The 16,334-nt window shown below is 65.7% G+C and carries 15 protein-coding genes, 2 tRNA genes and 1 pseudogene; 12 read left to right on the forward strand and 6 right to left on the reverse strand.

The genetic code is table 11. The features are described from left to right. The first annotated feature begins 133 nt into the window (after positions 1-133). Genes J5M67_RS14735 through phrB form a run of 3 tightly spaced genes read left to right on the forward strand, consistent with a single transcriptional unit; the run spans position 134 to position 3,477 of the window. Complete coding sequence (locus tag J5M67_RS14735) at positions 134-1,093, forward strand: DUF523 and DUF1722 domain-containing protein (RefSeq protein ID WP_207886073.1); 960 nt, start codon at positions 134-136, stop codon at positions 1,091-1,093. A gap of 18 nt (positions 1,094-1,111) precedes the next feature. After that, a complete protein-coding gene (locus J5M67_RS14740; protein WP_207886074.1) occupies positions 1,112-2,053 on the forward strand; it encodes a MerR family transcriptional regulator in 942 nt (313 codons plus the stop codon). Beyond that, positions 2,050-3,477, forward strand: a complete 1,428-nt coding sequence (gene phrB, locus J5M67_RS14745; protein ID WP_207886075.1) for a deoxyribodipyrimidine photo-lyase — start codon at positions 2,050-2,052, stop codon at positions 3,475-3,477. The genes J5M67_RS14740 and phrB overlap by 4 nt, the downstream gene beginning before the upstream one ends. Before the next feature lie 231 nt (positions 3,478-3,708). Here phrB and J5M67_RS14750 read toward each other — a convergent pair whose 3' ends face one another. The 6 genes from J5M67_RS14750 to hemA form a co-directional block, all read right to left on the reverse strand. Then, complete coding sequence (locus tag J5M67_RS14750; protein ID WP_207886076.1) at positions 3,709-4,230, reverse strand: acyloxyacyl hydrolase; 522 nt, start codon at positions 4,228-4,230, stop codon at positions 3,709-3,711. Positions 4,231-4,345: 115 nt separating this feature from the next. Then, a complete protein-coding gene (gene murI / locus J5M67_RS14755) occupies positions 4,346-5,140 on the reverse strand; it encodes a glutamate racemase (protein WP_207886077.1) in 795 nt (264 codons plus the stop codon). Then, positions 5,133-5,888, reverse strand: coding sequence for a molybdopterin-synthase adenylyltransferase MoeB (locus J5M67_RS14760; RefSeq protein ID WP_207886078.1), 756 nt, complete (start codon positions 5,886-5,888; stop codon positions 5,133-5,135). The genes murI and J5M67_RS14760 overlap by 8 nt, the downstream gene beginning before the upstream one ends. Next, complete coding sequence (gene prmC / locus J5M67_RS14765) at positions 5,882-6,712, reverse strand: peptide chain release factor N(5)-glutamine methyltransferase (RefSeq protein WP_207886079.1); 831 nt, start codon at positions 6,710-6,712, stop codon at positions 5,882-5,884. Before prmC ends, J5M67_RS14760 begins: the two co-directional genes overlap by 7 nt. 30 nt (positions 6,713-6,742) lie before the next feature. Then, the gene (prfA, locus tag J5M67_RS14770; protein WP_207886080.1) at positions 6,743-7,825 is read right to left on the reverse strand and encodes a peptide chain release factor 1; all 1,083 of its coding nucleotides are present in this window, start codon (positions 7,823-7,825) and stop codon (positions 6,743-6,745) included. Continuing rightward, positions 7,822-9,090 carry a glutamyl-tRNA reductase gene (gene hemA, locus J5M67_RS14775; protein ID WP_207886081.1) on the reverse strand — a complete coding sequence of 423 codons (1,269 nt, stop codon included), beginning with the start codon at positions 9,088-9,090 and terminating at the stop codon, positions 7,822-7,824. The genes prfA and hemA overlap by 4 nt, the downstream gene beginning before the upstream one ends. 145 nt (positions 9,091-9,235) lie before the next feature. Between hemA and J5M67_RS14780 the strand changes: the two are divergent. The 9 genes and pseudogenes from J5M67_RS14780 (at position 9,236) to ychF (ending at position 16,223) form a co-directional block, all read left to right on the forward strand. Further along, a pseudogene (locus J5M67_RS14780) lies at positions 9,236-11,003 on the forward strand (tetratricopeptide repeat protein). Positions 11,004-11,006: 3 nt separating this feature from the next. After that, the gene (lolB, locus tag J5M67_RS14785) at positions 11,007-11,651 is read left to right on the forward strand and encodes a lipoprotein insertase outer membrane protein LolB (protein ID WP_207886083.1); all 645 of its coding nucleotides are present in this window, start codon (positions 11,007-11,009) and stop codon (positions 11,649-11,651) included. A gap of 1 nt (position 11,652) precedes the next feature. Further along, complete coding sequence (gene ispE, locus J5M67_RS14790) at positions 11,653-12,501, forward strand: 4-(cytidine 5'-diphospho)-2-C-methyl-D-erythritol kinase (RefSeq protein WP_207886084.1); 849 nt, start codon at positions 11,653-11,655, stop codon at positions 12,499-12,501. Between the two features lie 31 nt (positions 12,502-12,532). Then, positions 12,533-12,607, forward strand: a tRNA-Gln gene (locus J5M67_RS14795). 61 nt (positions 12,608-12,668) lie between these two features. Next, positions 12,669-12,743 (forward strand) — tRNA-Gln (locus J5M67_RS14800). Positions 12,744-12,795: 52 nt separating this feature from the next. Beyond that, complete coding sequence (locus J5M67_RS14805; protein WP_015478849.1) at positions 12,796-13,737, forward strand: ribose-phosphate pyrophosphokinase; 942 nt, start codon at positions 12,796-12,798, stop codon at positions 13,735-13,737. A gap of 113 nt (positions 13,738-13,850) precedes the next feature. After that, positions 13,851-14,459, forward strand: coding sequence for a 50S ribosomal protein L25/general stress protein Ctc (locus tag J5M67_RS14810; protein WP_207886085.1), 609 nt, complete (start codon positions 13,851-13,853; stop codon positions 14,457-14,459). A 38-nt stretch (positions 14,460-14,497) separates the two neighbouring features. Next, a complete protein-coding gene (gene pth / locus J5M67_RS14815; protein ID WP_024767097.1) occupies positions 14,498-15,082 on the forward strand; it encodes an aminoacyl-tRNA hydrolase in 585 nt (194 codons plus the stop codon). A 40-nt stretch (positions 15,083-15,122) separates the two neighbouring features. Beyond that, positions 15,123-16,223: a redox-regulated ATPase YchF gene (gene ychF, locus J5M67_RS14820; RefSeq protein ID WP_207886086.1), complete on the forward strand. Its 1,101-nt coding sequence runs from the start codon at positions 15,123-15,125 to the stop codon at positions 16,221-16,223. Positions 16,224-16,334: the final 111 nt, after the last annotated feature.

Genomic DNA, 16,334 nt, shown 5'->3' on the forward strand with positions numbered 1-16,334 from the left:
CCGGCAGAGAAGACCGTAGCCCCCTCGCCGACCTCAAAAACTTGTACAAGTATTTGCACTTGTACAAGAGTGCGCCTATTCTTGTCGATAGTTGTACAAATATTTTTATCCGTACAAGAAGTCGGTCGCCAGCATGCCCAACACCCCGCCACGCCCCCTGCTCGGAATCAGCGCCTGCCTGCTGGGCGAGCCGGTGCGCTACAACGGCGGACACAAGGCCTCGCGCCTGTGCCTGGACGTGCTCAGCCGCCACTTCGATTTCAGCCCGGTCTGCCCGGAGGTCGCCATCGGCCTTGGCGTGCCACGACCGACCCTGCGCCTGGTCGGTGACCACGACGCCCCCAGGGCGTTGATCCAGCGCGAAGGCGACCGCGACGTCAGCGAGGCGCTGCGCGACCTTGGCCGCCAGCAGGCCGGCCTGTTGCAGGACATCTGCGGCTACATCTTCATGCAGCAATCGCCCTCCTGCGGACTGCTGCGGGTGAAGCTCTATCGCCCCGACGGCCAGTTGCGCCCGCCGGGCACTCGCGGGCTCTACGCGGAAGCCTTCTGCGCGGCTCGTCCGGAGTTGCCGGTGGAGGAAGAAGGTCGGCTGAACGACCCGGTGATCCGCGAGAACTTCCTCACCCGCGTGTTCGCCTACGCCGCCTGGCAGAAACTCTGCGCCCAGGGTCTGACGCGCCATGCGCTGATCACCTTCCACTCGCGCTACAAGTACCAGCTGATGGCCCACAATCCCCGCCAGTACAGCGTCCTCGGCCAGCGCCTGGCGATGATCGGCAACCAGCCGCTGGACGATTTCGCCCCGGCCTACTTCCGCGATTTCATGCGCGCACTGGGCAGCTGCGCCACGCGCGGCACCCACAGCAACGTGCTGCAGCACCTCGCCGGCTACCTCAAGCATGAACTGCCGGCGGCGGAAAAAGCCGAGCTGCAGCGACTGATCGAGCAGTACCGCGCGGGAGTGATCCCGCTGGTGGTGCCACTGACGCTGCTCAAGCACCACTTCCGCCGGCATCCGCATCCCTATGTCGATATCCAGGCGTACCTCCAACCGCATCCCGAAGACCTGAGCCTGCGCAATGCCATCTGACGTACCGACAGGAACCCCATGAAAGCCGATCACCCGCACCGCGACACGGACGACGACTACCGCCAGGCGCTGGCCGAAGGCTGGCTCCCCATCCGCGAGGTGGCCCGGCGCACCGGGGTCAACCCGGTGACCCTGCGCGCCTGGGAGCGGCGCTACGGGCTGGTGGTGCCGCAGCGTACACCCAAGGGACATCGCCTCTACTCCGAGGCGCAGATCACGCGCATCCAGGCCATCCTCACCTGGCTCGGCCGCGGCGTGGCGGTGAGCAAGGTCCGCGCGCTGCTGGACAACCCGGACACGCCCGCCGCCGAATCGAACGCATCCCCCTGGGACGGCCTGCTGCAACACTGCATCGATGCCATCGGCCGAATCAGCGAGCGCCAGCTCGACGAACTGTTCAACGGCGCGCTGGCGGTCTACCCGGCCCACACCCTCTGCGAGCACCTGATGCTGCCGCTGCTGGAGCAACTGGAGCGGCGCTGGCAGGGCCAGTTCGGCGCGCAGCTGGAGCGGGTGTTCTTCCACGGCTGGCTGCGCAGCAAGTTCGGCACCCGCCTCTACCACCACAATCGCCAGCAACGCGGCGCACCGCTGCTGCTGGTGAACCACTCCGAGCTGCCGCTGGAGCCGGGCCTCTGGCTCAGCGCTTGGCTGGCCAGCAGCGCCGGCTGTCCGCTGGAGGTCTTCGACTGGCCGCTGCCGCCCGGCGAACTGGCGCTGGCGGTGGAACGCCTGAAGCCGCGCGCGGTGCTGCTCTATTCCAGCCAGACGCTCAATCTGGCCCAGCTGCCGCGTTTGCTGGCCGGCGTCGAGTGTCCCCGGCTGCTGGCCGGCGCCGCCGCGCGCATCCACCAGGAGCAACTGGCCGAAGTGGCGGCGCCGCTGCACCTGGCGCAGGACCCGGTCGCCGCCCTGCACTGCCTGCGCGAACTCGGGCTGCTCAACGGTGAGCCGGTATGAAGCGGCAACTCCTCTGGCTGCGCACCGACCTGCGTCTGCGCGACAACACCGCCCTGGCGGCCGCGGCCGAACGCGGGCCGGTCATCGCCCTGTTCCTGCTCAGCCCCGGCCAGTGGCGCGAACATGACGACGCGGCGTGCAAGGTGGACTTCTGGCTGCGCAACCTGCGTGAGCTGCGCGCCGGGCTTGCCGAGCTGAATATTCCGCTTCTGGTACGCACGGCGGATCGCTGGAGCGATGCGCCCCAGGTGATCGCCGAACTCTGCCGCCGCCATGGCATCGAGGCGGTACACGTCAACGAGGAGTACGGGCTGCACGAAGCCCGCCGCGATTCCGCCGTGAAGCGCGAGCTGGCCAGCCAGGGCGTCGACCTGCGCAGCTACCTCGACCAACTGCTGTTCGCCCCCGGCACCCTGCTCACCAAGAGTGGCGGCTACTTCCAGGTCTACAGCCAGTTCCGCAAGCTCTGCTACGAGCGCCTCAACCTGGGCGTTCCCATGTTGCAACGGGTACCGCGTGCACAAGCGCCGCTGGAACTGGCCAGCGATCCGCTGCCCGAATGGATCGACGGTTTCGAATCACCCACTGAGGAGTTGCGCAATCACTGGCCGGCCGGCGAGGCCGAAGCCCGTGAGCGTCTCGATGCCTTCGCCGACGAGCGCCTGAATGGCTACCACGATCGCCGCGACTTCCCCGCCAGCGAAGGCACCAGCCAGCTCTCGCCCTATCTCGCCGCCGGAGTCCTCTCGCCGCGTCAGTGCCTGCACGCGGCGCTGGCCAGCAACCATGGCGAATTCGAGACCGGTAACAGCGGCGCGGTCAGCTGGATCAACGAACTGCTCTGGCGCGAGTTCTACAAGCACATCCTGGTCGGCTTCCCGCGTGTGAGCCGGCATCGCGCCTTCCGCGAGGACACCGAAAGGCTGAACTGGCGCTACGACAAGCAGGACCTGGAAGCCTGGCAGCAGGGCCGCACCGGCTTCCCGCTGATCGACGCGGCGATGCGCCAACTGCAGGCCACCGGCTGGATGCACAATCGCCTGCGCATGGTGGTGGCGATGTTCCTCACCAAGAACCTGCTGATCGACTGGCGCGAAGGCGAGCGCTGGTTCATGCGCCACCTGATCGACGGCGACCTGGCGGCGAACAACGGCGGCTGGCAGTGGAGCGCTTCCACCGGAACCGATGCGGTGCCTTACTTCCGCATCTTCAATCCCCTCTCGCAATCCGAGCGATTCGATCCGGACGGTCGCTTCATCCGTCGCTGGCTGCCGGAACTGGCTGGCGTGGAAGGCCGGGCGGTTCACGATCCGTCACGGCTGGGGCTGTTCGGCGCGGCGGGTTATCCACAGCCAATGGTCGACCTCTCCGCCACGCGGGAACGTGCGCTGGAAGCCTTCAAGCGCCTCTCCGCTAAGCCTTGATGCTTCAATCGCGGACAGAGTCCGCTCCTACGAGAACCGACGGGACGAAGGTCAGACGGCATCCATCGCCGATGCGACCAGGGACTTCTGTTCGCGAGCAAGCTGGCTCCTACAGGCGGTGCACCGTGCCGCTCTTCGTAGGAGCGAGCTTGCTCGCGAACCCGCCCAGCCGCAGACGGCAGGCACAAAAAAGCCGGACCCAAGGTCCGGCTTTTTTTCGTCAGCGCCCTGTTACAGAGGCTGCGTGAAATACAGGCTGTAGGACTCGATGCCCTCGTTGGGCTGGCCGAGACCGGCGTTGGAATAGTGCAGCGCCCGTACGCCGACAACCTGGCCACTGCTGAACTTCACGCCAGTGCCGATGCGATCCTCGAAGGTCACCGCGCCGCCCAGGTCCTGGTCACCCACTTCCGAACCGGTGAAGGCCGCGATACCGATACCGGCTTCCAGGAAGGGTTTGGCCGACTCGCCGGCGAATTCGTAGCGGAATACCGGGGAGAACGACAGGGAGTGACGGCCACCGGCACGATCACCCGCCGACCAGTAGGTGTAGCCGGCATCCCAGTAGCCGGTCAGATGCCCTGCGGAGCTTTCCCACCAGCTCTTGTCCCAATCGAAGCCCATGCCCAGGCGATACGTCATGTCGCCCTGACCGGTTACCCCCACGGCGCCGGTAAGGCCGGCAGCCTGCACATTCACAACCTGGCTCAGGGACAGTGCGGCCAAGGCGGCCAGCGAAAGTAGTTTCTTCATTGAAACATCCTTAATGAGAAAGCTGAATGAAAAATCCCCGCGAATAGCTGGACATTATAAGACCATGTATCGAACTTGGCCGACAGGGCCTTGTCGCTGACAGGTAATTTTTCCTTCATCCGCTGAACGAACTGACGAGCTCGTCGCTTCCCCACAGCACCGGCATGACCTTCTCCAGGGCCTCTACCGGGCCGCTGGTCCAGAACTCCGTCCGCTGTGCAGGCCCCGCCGCCAGCAGCCCGCGGGCCTGCAGCAGGCGCTCCAGCTGACGTGCCACCGCAGCGCCGGTATCGATCAGCGAAATATCCGCAGGGATCAGCTCGCGCAGCAGCGGGCGCAGGAACGGGTAGTGAGTGCAGCCCAGGATCAGCGTGTCGCAACCTTCGGCCAGCAAGGGCTCGACGTAGTGCCCCAGTAGGTCGCGCGTCTGCGGCCCGTTCAGGTCGCCGGCCTCGATGCGTTCCACCAGCCCCGGACAGGGCTGGGTGATCACCCGCACGTCACCGGCGAAGCGATCGAGCAAGGCGGCGAAGCGCGCGCTCTTGAGCGTTCCGGTCGTCGCCAGGACGCCGACCACGCCGCTGCGGGTCGCCTCGGCGGCCGGCTTCACCGCCGGCTCCATGGCCACGATCGGCATCTGCGGGTACAGCTCGCGCAGGTCGGCGGCCGCGGCGGCAGTGGCGGTATTGCAGGCCAGCACCAGCGCCTTGGCGCCACGGGGCAGGAGGAAGTCCGCGATGGCGCGGCAGCGCTCGCGGATGTAGTCGGGGGTCTTTTCGCCGTAAGGGATATGGCCGCAGTCGGCGAGGTAGATCAGCGACTCGTTGGGCAGCCGGGCGCGAATCTCGTGAAGGACACTGAGTCCGCCGACGCCGGAGTCGAAGACACCGATGGGCGCAGCGTCAGCCATGCGCGACTCCGCATACGGCGCACTGCGGGTCGCGCTTGACGCGCAATTCGCGGAAGCGCGTGCCCAGCGCATCGATCAGCAGCAGGCGGCCCACCAGCGGTTCGCCGAAGCCGGCCAGCAGCTTGAGCGCTTCCAGCGCCTGCAGGCTACCCACCAGGCCCACCAGCGGACCGACCACGCCGGCCTCGCTGCAGGTCAGCTCGGCTTCGCTGCCGTGGCCGTAGAGGCAGTGGTAGCAGGGGCTTTCCTCGCGGCGCGGATCGAACACCGAGAGCTGGCCTTCCAGGCGAATCGCCGCGCCGCTCACCAGCGGCTTCTTCGCGGCGACGCAGGCGGCGTTCACCGCCTCGCGGGTGCCGAAGTTGTCGCAGCAGTCCAGCACCAGGTCCACCGCGGCCACGGCGGCGTCGAGGGAATCGACGTCCAGCGCCTGGCGATGGGCGACCAGCTTCACGTCCGGGTTGATCGCCTGCAGGCGGGCCATGGCGGAGTCCACCTTGCCCATGCCGACGCTGCCGGTGTCGTGGATGATCTGCCGCTGCAGGTTGGTCAGGTCGACGCTGTCGAAGTCCGCCAGGTGCAGCTCGCCGACGCCGGCGGCAGCCAGGTACAGCGCCACCGGGGCACCCAGGCCGCCAAGGCCGACGATCAGCACGCGGCTGTCCTTCAGACGCAGCTGGCCGTCGACGTCGATCTGCGGCAGGAGGATCTGCCGGCTGTAACGCAGCAGTTCGTTATCGCTCAGCATGTCCAGTTCCCCAGGCTGATACGTTCGTGGCCGCCGAAGTCGCGGCGGCTTTCCACGCGGGCGAAGCCACGGGTCAGCAGCAGGTCGCGCACGGCGTCGGCCTGGTCGTAGCCGTGTTCGAGCATCAGCCAGCCGCCGCTTTCCAGGTGGTCCGGCGCCTGCTCGACGATCAGGCGGATGTCGTCCAGCCCGTCGGCTCCGGAGACCAGCGCGCTCGACGGCTCGAATCGCACGTCGCCCTGCGTCAGATGCGGGTCGGCGCTGGGGATGTAGGGCGGGTTGCTGACGATCAGCGAGAAGCGCTCGCCGGCCAGCTCGGAGAACCACTGGCTGGCGCGGAAGGCGGCATTGTTCAGGTCCAGGCGCTCACGGTTGCGCTCGGCCAGGGCCACGGCCTCGGCCACGCGGTCCACGCCCAGCACCTGCCAGCTCGGGCGCTCACAGGCCAGGGCCAGGGCTATGGCGCCGGTGCCGGTGCCCAGGTCGAGCACGCGGGCCGGGGTGGCCGGCAGCAGCGCGAGGGCGGTTTCCACCAGCAGCTCGGTGTCCGGACGCGGGATCAGGGTGTGCGGCGCGACTTCCAGGTCCAGGCTCCAGAAGCCCTGGTGGCCGAGGATGTAGGCCACCGGCTCGCCGGCCTGGCGGCGGGCGATAAAGCCGTCGAAGAGGTCATGGGCTTCGCGGCTGACCACACGCTCCGGCCAGGTGCGCAGAAAACTGCGCGACTTGCCCAACGCGGCGGCGAGCAGCAGCTCGGCATCCAGGCGCGCACTGGGCGAGTCCGGCAGTTGCGCCTCGTTGAGCAGGGTCATGATGGTTGCCATGGTCTGTCGCTCTCTCAGTCGCCCGCGCTCTTAGTCACCCAGCGCGGCCAACTGGTCGGCCTGGAACTCTTGCAGCAGGGGCTCGATCACCTGTTCCACGGCGCCTTCCATTACTTCCCCCAGGGAATAGAGGGTGAGGTTGATGCGGTGGTCGGTTACCCGGCCCTGCGGGAAATTGTAGGTGCGGATGCGCTCGGAGCGGTCCCCCGAGCCGACCAGCAGCTTGCGCGTGCTGGCAATCGCCTGCTGGGCGGCGGCCTGCTGCTGGTCGTTGAGCTTGGCCGCGAGCCAGGCCATGGCCTTGGCGCGGTTCTTGTGCTGCGAGCGCTCTTCCTGGCACTCGACCACGATGCCCGACGGGATGTGCGTGATGCGCACCGCCGAGTCGGTCTTGTTCACGTGCTGGCCGCCGGCGCCGGAGGAGCGGTAGGTGTCCACCCGCAGGTCGGCCGGGTTGATCTCGATGGCCGCCTGTTCGTCCGGCTCCGGCAGCACCGCCACGGTACAGGCCGAGGTGTGGATGCGGCCCTGGGATTCGGTGGCCGGCACGCGCTGCACGCGGTGGGCGCCGGACTCGAACTTGAGCTTGGCATAGACGTTGTCGCCCTCGACACGGGCGATGACTTCTTTATAGCCGCCGTGTTCGCCTTCGTTCTCGGACATGATCTCGACGCGCCAGCCCTGCTTCTCGGCGTAGCGCGAGTACATGCGGAACAGGTCGCCGGAGAAGATCGCGGCTTCGTCGCCGCCGGTGCCGGCGCGGATTTCCAGGAAGACGTTGCGGCCGTCGTTGGGGTCCTTGGGCAGCAGCATGCGCTGCAGGCGATCCTCCAGGCCGACCAGCGCGGTCTTGGCCTCGGCGACTTCTTCCTCGGCCATCTCGCGCAGGTCCGGGTCGCTGTCCTTGAGCAGCGCCTGGGCGCCCTCCAGGTCCGACTGCACCTTGCGGAACTCGCGGAAGGCGAGGATGACCGGCTCCACTTCCGCGTATTCACGGGAGTAGGCGCGGAACTTGGTCTGGTCGCTGATCACCTCGGCGTCGCCCAGCAGAGCGGTGAGCTCTTCATAGCGGTCGCTGAGGATATCCAGCTTTTTCAGGAGGGACGCTTTCATCGCTTGTCAGTGCCCTCCTCGAGGGCGAACAGTTCCTGCGCGACGGCCAGCGCATCGATGCGGCCCTCGGCGGAGAGTTTCTTCATCTGCACGCTGGGCGCGTGCAGCAACTTGTTGGTGAGGCCACGGGCGAGCTGCGCCATGACCTCCATCGGGTCGGCGCCGTTGGCCAGCAGGCGCTGGGCCTTCTGGATCTCCTCGTCGCGCAGGCGCTCGGCCTGCTGGCGGTAGGCGCGCAGCACGTCGACGGCGGCCAGCTCGCGCAGGCGCGCCATGAAATCGACGACGCCATCGCCGACCAGCTCCTCGGCGGCCTGGGCGGCGCCCTGGCGGCTCTTGAGGTTCTCGGCGACCACTTCGTGGAGGTCGTCGACGCTATAGAGGTAGACGTCTTCCAGCTCGCCGACTTCCGGCTCGATGTCGCGCGGCACGGCGATATCGACCATAAACATCGGCTTGTGCCGGCGTTGCTTCAGCGCTCGCTCCACCGCGCCCTTGCCGAGGATCGGCAACTGGCTGGCGGTGGAACTGATGACGATGTCGCTGTTGACCAGCTCGTCGGGCATGTCGGCCAGCAGGATGGCGCGGGCGCCGAACTGCTCGGCCAGCTGGCTGGCGCGCTCCAGGGTGCGGTTGGCGACCACGATGCGCTTCACGCCCTGCTCGTGCAGGTGGCGGGCGACCAGGGTGATGGTCTCGCCGGCGCCGATCAGCAGCGCCTGGCTGCGGCTCAGGTCGCTGAAGATCTGCCGGGCCAGGCTCACCGCGGCGAAGGCCACGGACACCGGGTTCTCGCCGATGGCGGTGTCGGTGCGCACGGTCTTGGCGGTGCTGAAGGTCGCCTGGAACAGGCGGCCGAGCATCGGGCCGATGGTGCCGGCTTCGCGGGCCACGGCATAGGCGGACTTCATCTGGCCGAGGATCTGCGGCTCGCCCAGCACCATGGAGTCCAGGCCGGCGGCGACGCGCATCATGTGGCGCACCGCCTCGTCGTCCTGGTGCACGTAGGCGCAGGCACGCAGGTCGTCGATGTTCAGATGGTGGTAATCGGCGAGCCAGGCCAGCACGTCACCGGCATCCGGATGCTCGATCTCCAGGTAGAGTTCGCTGCGGTTGCAGGTGGAGAGGATCGCGGCCTCGCGGCTGGAGGTCAGACGGCAAAGCAGCTGCAAGGCCTCGACCATCTGCTCGGGAGTAAAAGCCACGCGCTCGCGCACGGCCACGGACGCGGTCTTGTGGTTGATACCGAGGGCAATGAAGGCCATGCAGGGTCGCTGAGCTGATCGGAAAGCCCGCAATTGTCCTACTTAGCCTTGTGAAGGACAACCACCCGCGACGTATCGCACACTGCAAAGCGTATACAAGGCCGGATGCCGCGCTTGCCCATGGGATTGCCACATTCCTTATGTCATGATGGGCGCTATTTCGCAGGTTAGGCCATCATCCTTCCTCTATGAACAAGTCTCTTGCGCTGCTGACCGCTCTGCTGCTGCTCGGCGGCTGCCAGTCCCTCTCCCACAAAACCCCGGATGGTTCTTCCGCCGAGAAGGACAAGGCTGTCGCCGCCCAGAAGAGCCAGAAGTACGGTTCCTTCAGCGAAGAGACAATGTATTCGCTGCTGGTGGCAGAGCTTGCCGGCCAGCGCAACCGCTTCGATATCGCCCTCGCCAACTACGTCGAGCAGGCCCGCGCCACCCAGGACCCGGGCGTCGCCGAACGCGCCTTCCGCATCGCCGAATACCTGGGCGCCGACCAGGAAGCCCTGGACACCTCGCTGATCTGGGCCAAGGCCGCGCCGGACAACCTCGACGCCCAGCGCGCCGCCGCCATCCAGCTGGCGCGCACCGGGCAGTACGACGAATCCATGGTGTACATGGAGAAAGTCCTCAATGGCCAGGGCGACACCCACTTCGACTTCCTCGCGCTGTCCGCCGCCGAGACCGACCCGGACACCCGCGCCGGCCTGCTGCAGAGCTTCGACCGCCTGCTGAAGAAGTACCCGGACAACGGTCAGCTGCTGTTCGGCAAGGCCCTGCTGCTGCAACAGGACGGCCGCCCGCAGGAAGCGCTGCACCTGCTCGAAGACAACTCCGCCAGCAAGCACGACGTCGCCCCGCTGCTGCTGCGCGCGCGCCTGCTGCAAAGCATGAAGCGCAGCGACGAAGCGCTGCCGCTGCTGAAGAACGGCATCAAGGAACACCCGGACGACAAGCGCGTGCACCTGGCCTACGCCCGCCTGCTGGTGGAGCAGAACCGCCTGGACGAAGCCAAGGCCGAGTTCTCCGCGCTGGTCGAGCAGTTCCCCGATGACGACGACCTGCGCTTCTCCCTGGCGCTGGTCTGCCTGGAAGCCCAGGCCTGGGACGAAGCCAAGGTCTACCTGCAGGAACTGGTCGAGCGCGACAGCCATGTCGACGCCGCCCACTTCAACCTGGGCCGCCTGGCCGAGGAGCAGAAGCAGCCGGACACCGCGCTCAAGGAATACGCCCTGGTCGGCCCCGGCAACGACTTCCTCCCGGCGCAGCTGCGCCAGACCGAAATCCTGCTCGACCAGAAGCGCGTCGACGAAGCCTCCCTCCGCCTCGCCGAAGCCCGAGAGCGCCAGCCGGACTACGCCATCCAGCTGTACCTGATCGAAGCCGAAGGCCTGTCCAACCGCGGCCAGGTCGACCGCGCCTGGAACGTCATCCAGCAGGGCCTCAAGCAGTTCCCGGACGACCTCAACCTGCTCTACACCCGCTCCATGCTGGCCGAGAAGCGTAACGACCTTTCGCAGATGGAGCAGGACCTGCGCCTGATCATCCAGCGCGAGCCGGACAACGCCATGGCGCTCAATGCGCTGGGCTACACCCTGGCCGACCGCACCACCCGCTACAGCGAAGCCCGCGACCTGATCCAGAAGGCCCACCAGTTGAACCCGGACGACCCGGCAATCCTCGACAGCCTGGGCTGGGTCAACTACCGCATGGGCAACCTCAGCGCAGCGGAAGGCTATCTGCGCCAGGCGCTGGAGCGTTTCCCCGACCACGAAGTCGCCGCGCACCTGGGCGAAGTGCTCTGGGCCCAGGGCAAGCAGAGCGAAGCCCGCAAGGTCTGGGCCGCCGCCCTGCAAACCCAGCCCGACAGCACCGTCCTGCGCGACACCATGAAGCGCCTGACCGGCTCCGGAACCCTCTGATCCATGCGTTTACGTCACCTGATCGGCGCCGCCGCCCTCGCCCTGCTTGCAGGTTGCGCAGGCTTCGGCACCCATGAATCCCTCGAAGGCCAGGGCAACGCCGCCGCCTGGAACGCCCACAAGACCCGCATCGCCGCCCTCGACGGCTGGCAGATCGACGGCAAGGTCGGCATCCGCGCACCCAAGGACTCCGGCAGCGGCACCCTGTTCTGGCTGCAACGCCAGGGCTATTACGACATCCGCCTGTCCGGCCCGCTGGGCCGTGGCGCCGCGCGGCTGACCGGCCGCGAAGGCGCGGTGACCCTCGAAGTCGCCGGCCAGGGCCGCTACCAAGCCGCCTCCCCCGAAGAGCTGCTGGAACAACAGATGGGCTGGCGTCTGCCGGTATCCCACCTGCTCTGGTGGATTCGCGGCCTGCCCGCGCCGGACAGCAAGAGCCGCCTGACCCTCGATGGCGACAGCCGCCTGGCCAAGCTCGAACAGGACGGCTGGGAAGTGGAATACACCCGCTACAGCGAGCAGGACGGCTACTGGTTGCCCGAACGTCTGAAGCTACACGGCCAGGACCTCGACGTGACCCTGGTGGTGAAGACCTGGCAGCCGCGCCAACTGGGCGCCGGTCAAGCGAAGCAAGCAGGCCAGCAGTGACATGCAGGACCGCCTGACCCTGCCGGCCCCGGCCAAGCTCAACCTGTTCCTGCACATCAACGGCCGCCGTCCCGACGGCTACCACGAACTGCAGACCCTCTTCCAATTCCTCGACCATGGCGACGAACTGCAATTCGCCCTGCGCGAGGACGGCCAGATCCGCCTGAACACCGAGATCGAAGGCGTTCCCCACGACAGCAACCTGATCGTCAAGGCCGCCCGCCGGCTACAGGAGCAATCGGGCTGCACGCTGGGTGCGGACATCTGGCTGGACAAGCGCCTGCCCATGGGCGGCGGCATCGGCGGCGGCAGTTCCGACGCCGCCACCACCCTGCTCGGCCTCAAGCACCTATGGAACCTCGACTGGGACGAAGACCGCCTCGCCGCGCTGGGCCTGAGCCTGGGCGCCGACGTGCCGGTGTTCGTACGTGGCCGCGCGGCCTTCGCCGAAGGCGTCGGCGAGAAGCTCACGCCGGTGGAACTGGATGAGCCCTGGTTCCTCGTCGTCGTACCGCAAGTCTTTGTCAGCACAGCAGAAGTTTTCTCCGATCCCGAGTTGACACGGGATACTCCGCCCATTAAAGTTCGCAGCCTTCTCGGGGTGGACGGTCATAACGACTGCCAGCCGGTCGTCGAGAAGCGTTACCCGGATGTACGTAACGCACTGATCCAGCTAGGTAAATTTACCGAAGCGAGATTGACCGGCACCGGAGCTTGTGTGTTTGGGAGCTTCCCAAACCGAGGCGATGCTGATAAAGTTCGCCGCCAACTTCCGGCCACTCTGCCAAGTTTTGTTGCCCAGGGTCGTAACATCTCGATGTTGCACCGCAAGCTTCAAGGCCAGGCCTGAGAAGAAAGCAATGTAATCGGTTGTACGATACAGGGGCGTCGCCAAGCGGTAAGGCAGCAGGTTTTGATCCTGCCATGCGTTGGTTCGAATCCAGCCGCCCCTGCCATAACCCACAGGGTTTAACGTACAGCGTCAACGAACACATTGCTCCGCAAGTTGTAAGCTACAGGGGCGTCGCCAAGCGGTAAGGCAGCAGGTTTTGATCCTGCCATGCGTTGGTTCGAATCCAGCCGCCCCTGCCATTTTCTTCTGGCTCAACCGGGCCTACCCTCAAGCCGACACAGGTACCGCAGCGTGTCCAAAATGATGGTTTTCACGGGGAACGCCAACCCCGATCTGGCACGCCGTGTCGTACGGCAGCTGCACATTCCCCTCGGTGACGTTTCTGTCGGTAAATTCTCCGACGGCGAAATCAGCGTTGAGATCAACGAAAACGTTCGTGGTAAGGACGTCTTCCTGATTCAACCGACCTGCGCACCGACCAACGACAACCTGATGGAACTGGTAGTGATGGCTGACGCCTTCCGCCGCTCCTCGGCGACTCGTATCACGGCCGTCATCCCCTACTTCGGTTATGCCCGCCAGGACCGCCGTCCGCGTTCCGCCCGCGTGGCCATCAGCGCCAAGGTCGTTGCCGACATGCTGACCGTCGTAGGCGTCAACCGCGTTCTGACCGTTGACCTGCACGCCGACCAGATCCAGGGCTTCTTCGATATCCCCGTCGACAACATCTACGGCTCGCCCGTACTGGTCGACGACATCGAAGACCAGCGCTTCGAGAACCTGATGATCGTCTCCCCGGACATCGGTGGTGTCGTGCGTGCTCGCGCCGTCGCCAAGTCCCTGGGCGTCGACCTGGCCATCATCGACAAACGTCGTCCGAAGGCCAACCAGTCCGAAGTCATGCACATCATCGGTGATGTCGAAGGCCGTACCTGCGTACTGGTCGACGACATGGTCGATACCGCCGGCACCCTCGGCCACGCCGCCAAAGCTCTGAAAGAGCACGGCGCCGCCAAGGTCATCGCCTACTGCACCCACCCGGTGCTGTCCGGCCGTGCCATCGAGAACATCGAAAATTCCGTACTGGACGAGCTGGTAGTGACCAACACCATCCCGCTGTCCGCTGCTGCACAAGCCTGTGGCCGCATCCGCCAGCTGGACATCGCTCCGGTTGTCGCTGAAGCCATGCGCCGCATCAGCAATGAAGAATCGATCAGCGCCATGTTCCGCTAAGGCGGAACAGCACTGACGTAAAGCGCCCCGTCATGTCGATGGGGCATCAAGCAAAATCGCCCGAACGCTGGTCGCAAGCGTCCGGGCGATCTTGTCATTTTGGAGATATACAAATGGTTGATTTTGTACTGAATGCTCAAGAGCGTTCCGACCTGGGGAAAGGTGCGAGCCGCCGCCTGCGTCGTAATGCCGGCCTGATCCCGGCTGTGGTTTACGGTGGCGAGAAAGCCCCGCAATCCCTGACCCTGGAACTGCGTGAAGTTGCCAAGCTGCTGGAAAACGAGGCTGCCTTCAGCCACGTGATCACCCTGAACGTCGGTGCCGCCAAGGAAACCGTACTGATCAAGGCCCTGCAGCGTCACCCGTCCAAGGGCTTCGTCATGCACGCTGACTTCCAGCGCGTCGTTGCCGGCCACAAGCTGACCGCTCACGTTCCGCTGCACTTCATCAACGAAGCCACCGCTGTTGGCGTCAAGGTTGGTGGCGGCGAGATCTCCCACGTGATCGCCGAAGTCGAAGTTTCCTGCCTGCCGAAAGACCTGCCGGAATTCATCGAAGTCGACCTGGCCAAAGTAGAACTGGGTCAGATCGTTCACCTGTCCGACCTGAAACTGCCGAAAGGCGTAGAGCTGGTGCAACTGGCCCACGGTAACGACCTGGCCGTCGCCAACATCCACGCTTCCCGCGTAGTGAAAGAAGAAGGCGAAGGCGCTGCCGAGTAATCGCGCGCACCATTGCCTTTAAGGAAGGGGCCCCCGTCGTGACTGCCGTACAACTGATCGTTGGCCTGGGTAATCCAGGCCCTGAATACGACCAGACCCGGCATAACGCGGGGGCCCTTTTCGTTGAGCGACTGGCGGACGCGCAACGCGCGAACCTGTCGCTGGACAAGAAGTACTTCGGCCTGGTTGGCAAGTTCAGCCACAAGGGCCGCGACGTTCGTCTGCTCATCCCCACCACCTACATGAACCGCAGCGGCCAGGCCGTGGCGGCGCTCGCCGGATTCTTCCGCATTCCGGTCGAAGCCATCCTGGTGGCCCACGACGAACTCGACATGCCCCCCGGCGTCGCCAAGCTCAAGAAGGGCGGCGGACACGGCGGGCACAACGGACTGCGCGACATCATCGCCCAGCTCGGCAACCAGAACGGTTTCCATCGCCTGCGGCTTGGCATCGGCCATCCGGGGCACAGCAGCCTGGTCTCCGGTTTCGTTCTTGGCCGCGCCCCGCGCGCCGAACAGGAACTGCTCGACACCAGCATCGACTTCGCCCTCGGCGTGCTGCCGGAAATGCTCGACGGGGACTGGACCCGCGCGATGCAGAAGCTGCACAGCCAGAAGGCCTGATTACACCTCTATTTCCGCCACCTGGCGCGAGGGACCTAACATGGGATTCAACTGCGGCATCGTCGGCCTGCCCAACGTCGGCAAGTCCACCCTGTTCAACGCCCTGACCAAATCCGGCATCGCGGCGGAAAACTTCCCCTTCTGCACCATCGAGCCGAACAGCGGCATCGTGCCGATGCCCGACGCCCGCCTCGATGCGCTGGCCGCCATCGTCAAGCCCGAGCGCGTGCTGCCGACCACCATGGAATTCGTCGACATCGCAGGCCTCGTAGCGGGCGCGTCCAAGGGTGAAGGCCTGGGCAACAAGTTCCTCGCCAACATCCGCGAGACCGACGCCATCGCCCACGTCGTGCGCTGCTTCGAAGACGAGAACGTCATCCACGTCTCCAACAGCGTCGACCCCAAGCGCGACATCGAGATCATCGACCTCGAACTGATCTTCGCCGACCTCGACAGCTGCGAGAAGCAACTGCAGAAGGTCGCGCGCAACGCCAAGGGCGGCGACAAGGACGCCCTGGTGCAGAAAGCCCTGCTGGAAAAGCTCATCCCCCACTTCACCGAAGGCAAGCCCGCCCGCTCGCTGATGAAGAACATGGGCGATGACGAGAAGCGCGTCATCCGCGGCTTCCACCTGCTCACCAGCAAGCCGGTCATGTACATCGCCAACGTTGCCGAAGACGGCTTCGAGAACAACCCGCACCTGGACGTCGTCCGCGCCATCGCCGAAGAAGAAGGTGCCATGGTCGTGCCGGTATGCAACAAGATCGAAGCCGAGATCGCCGAACTCGACGACGGCGAAGAGAAGGACATGTTCCTCGAATCCCTCGGCCTCGAAGAGCCGGGCCTGAACCGTGTGATCCGCGCCGGCTACGAACTGCTGCACCTGCAGACCTACTTCACCGCCGGTGTGAAGGAAGTCCGCGCCTGGACCGTCCGCGTTGGCGCCACCGCCCCGCAGGCCGCCGGCGTGATCCACACCGACTTCGAAAAAGGCTTCATCCGCGCCGAAGTCGTCGCCTACGACGACTTCATCCAGTTCAAGGGCGAACAGGGCGCGAAAGAAGCCGGCAAATGGCGCCTGGAAGGCAAGGACTACATCGTCAAGGATGGCGACGTGATGCACTTCCGCTTCAACGTCTAAGCGCCAGCAAAACCCGAAAAGCCCCGGCCACCCGCCGGGGCTTTTTTATGCCCACCGCACTTGTAGGAGCGAGCTTGCTCGCGAACAGCCCCCACTCCCATATCCCCCGCC

The sequence above is a fragment of the Pseudomonas sp. 30_B genome, assembly GCF_017491605.1.
GTDB lineage: Bacteria > Pseudomonadota > Gammaproteobacteria > Pseudomonadales > Pseudomonadaceae > Pseudomonas.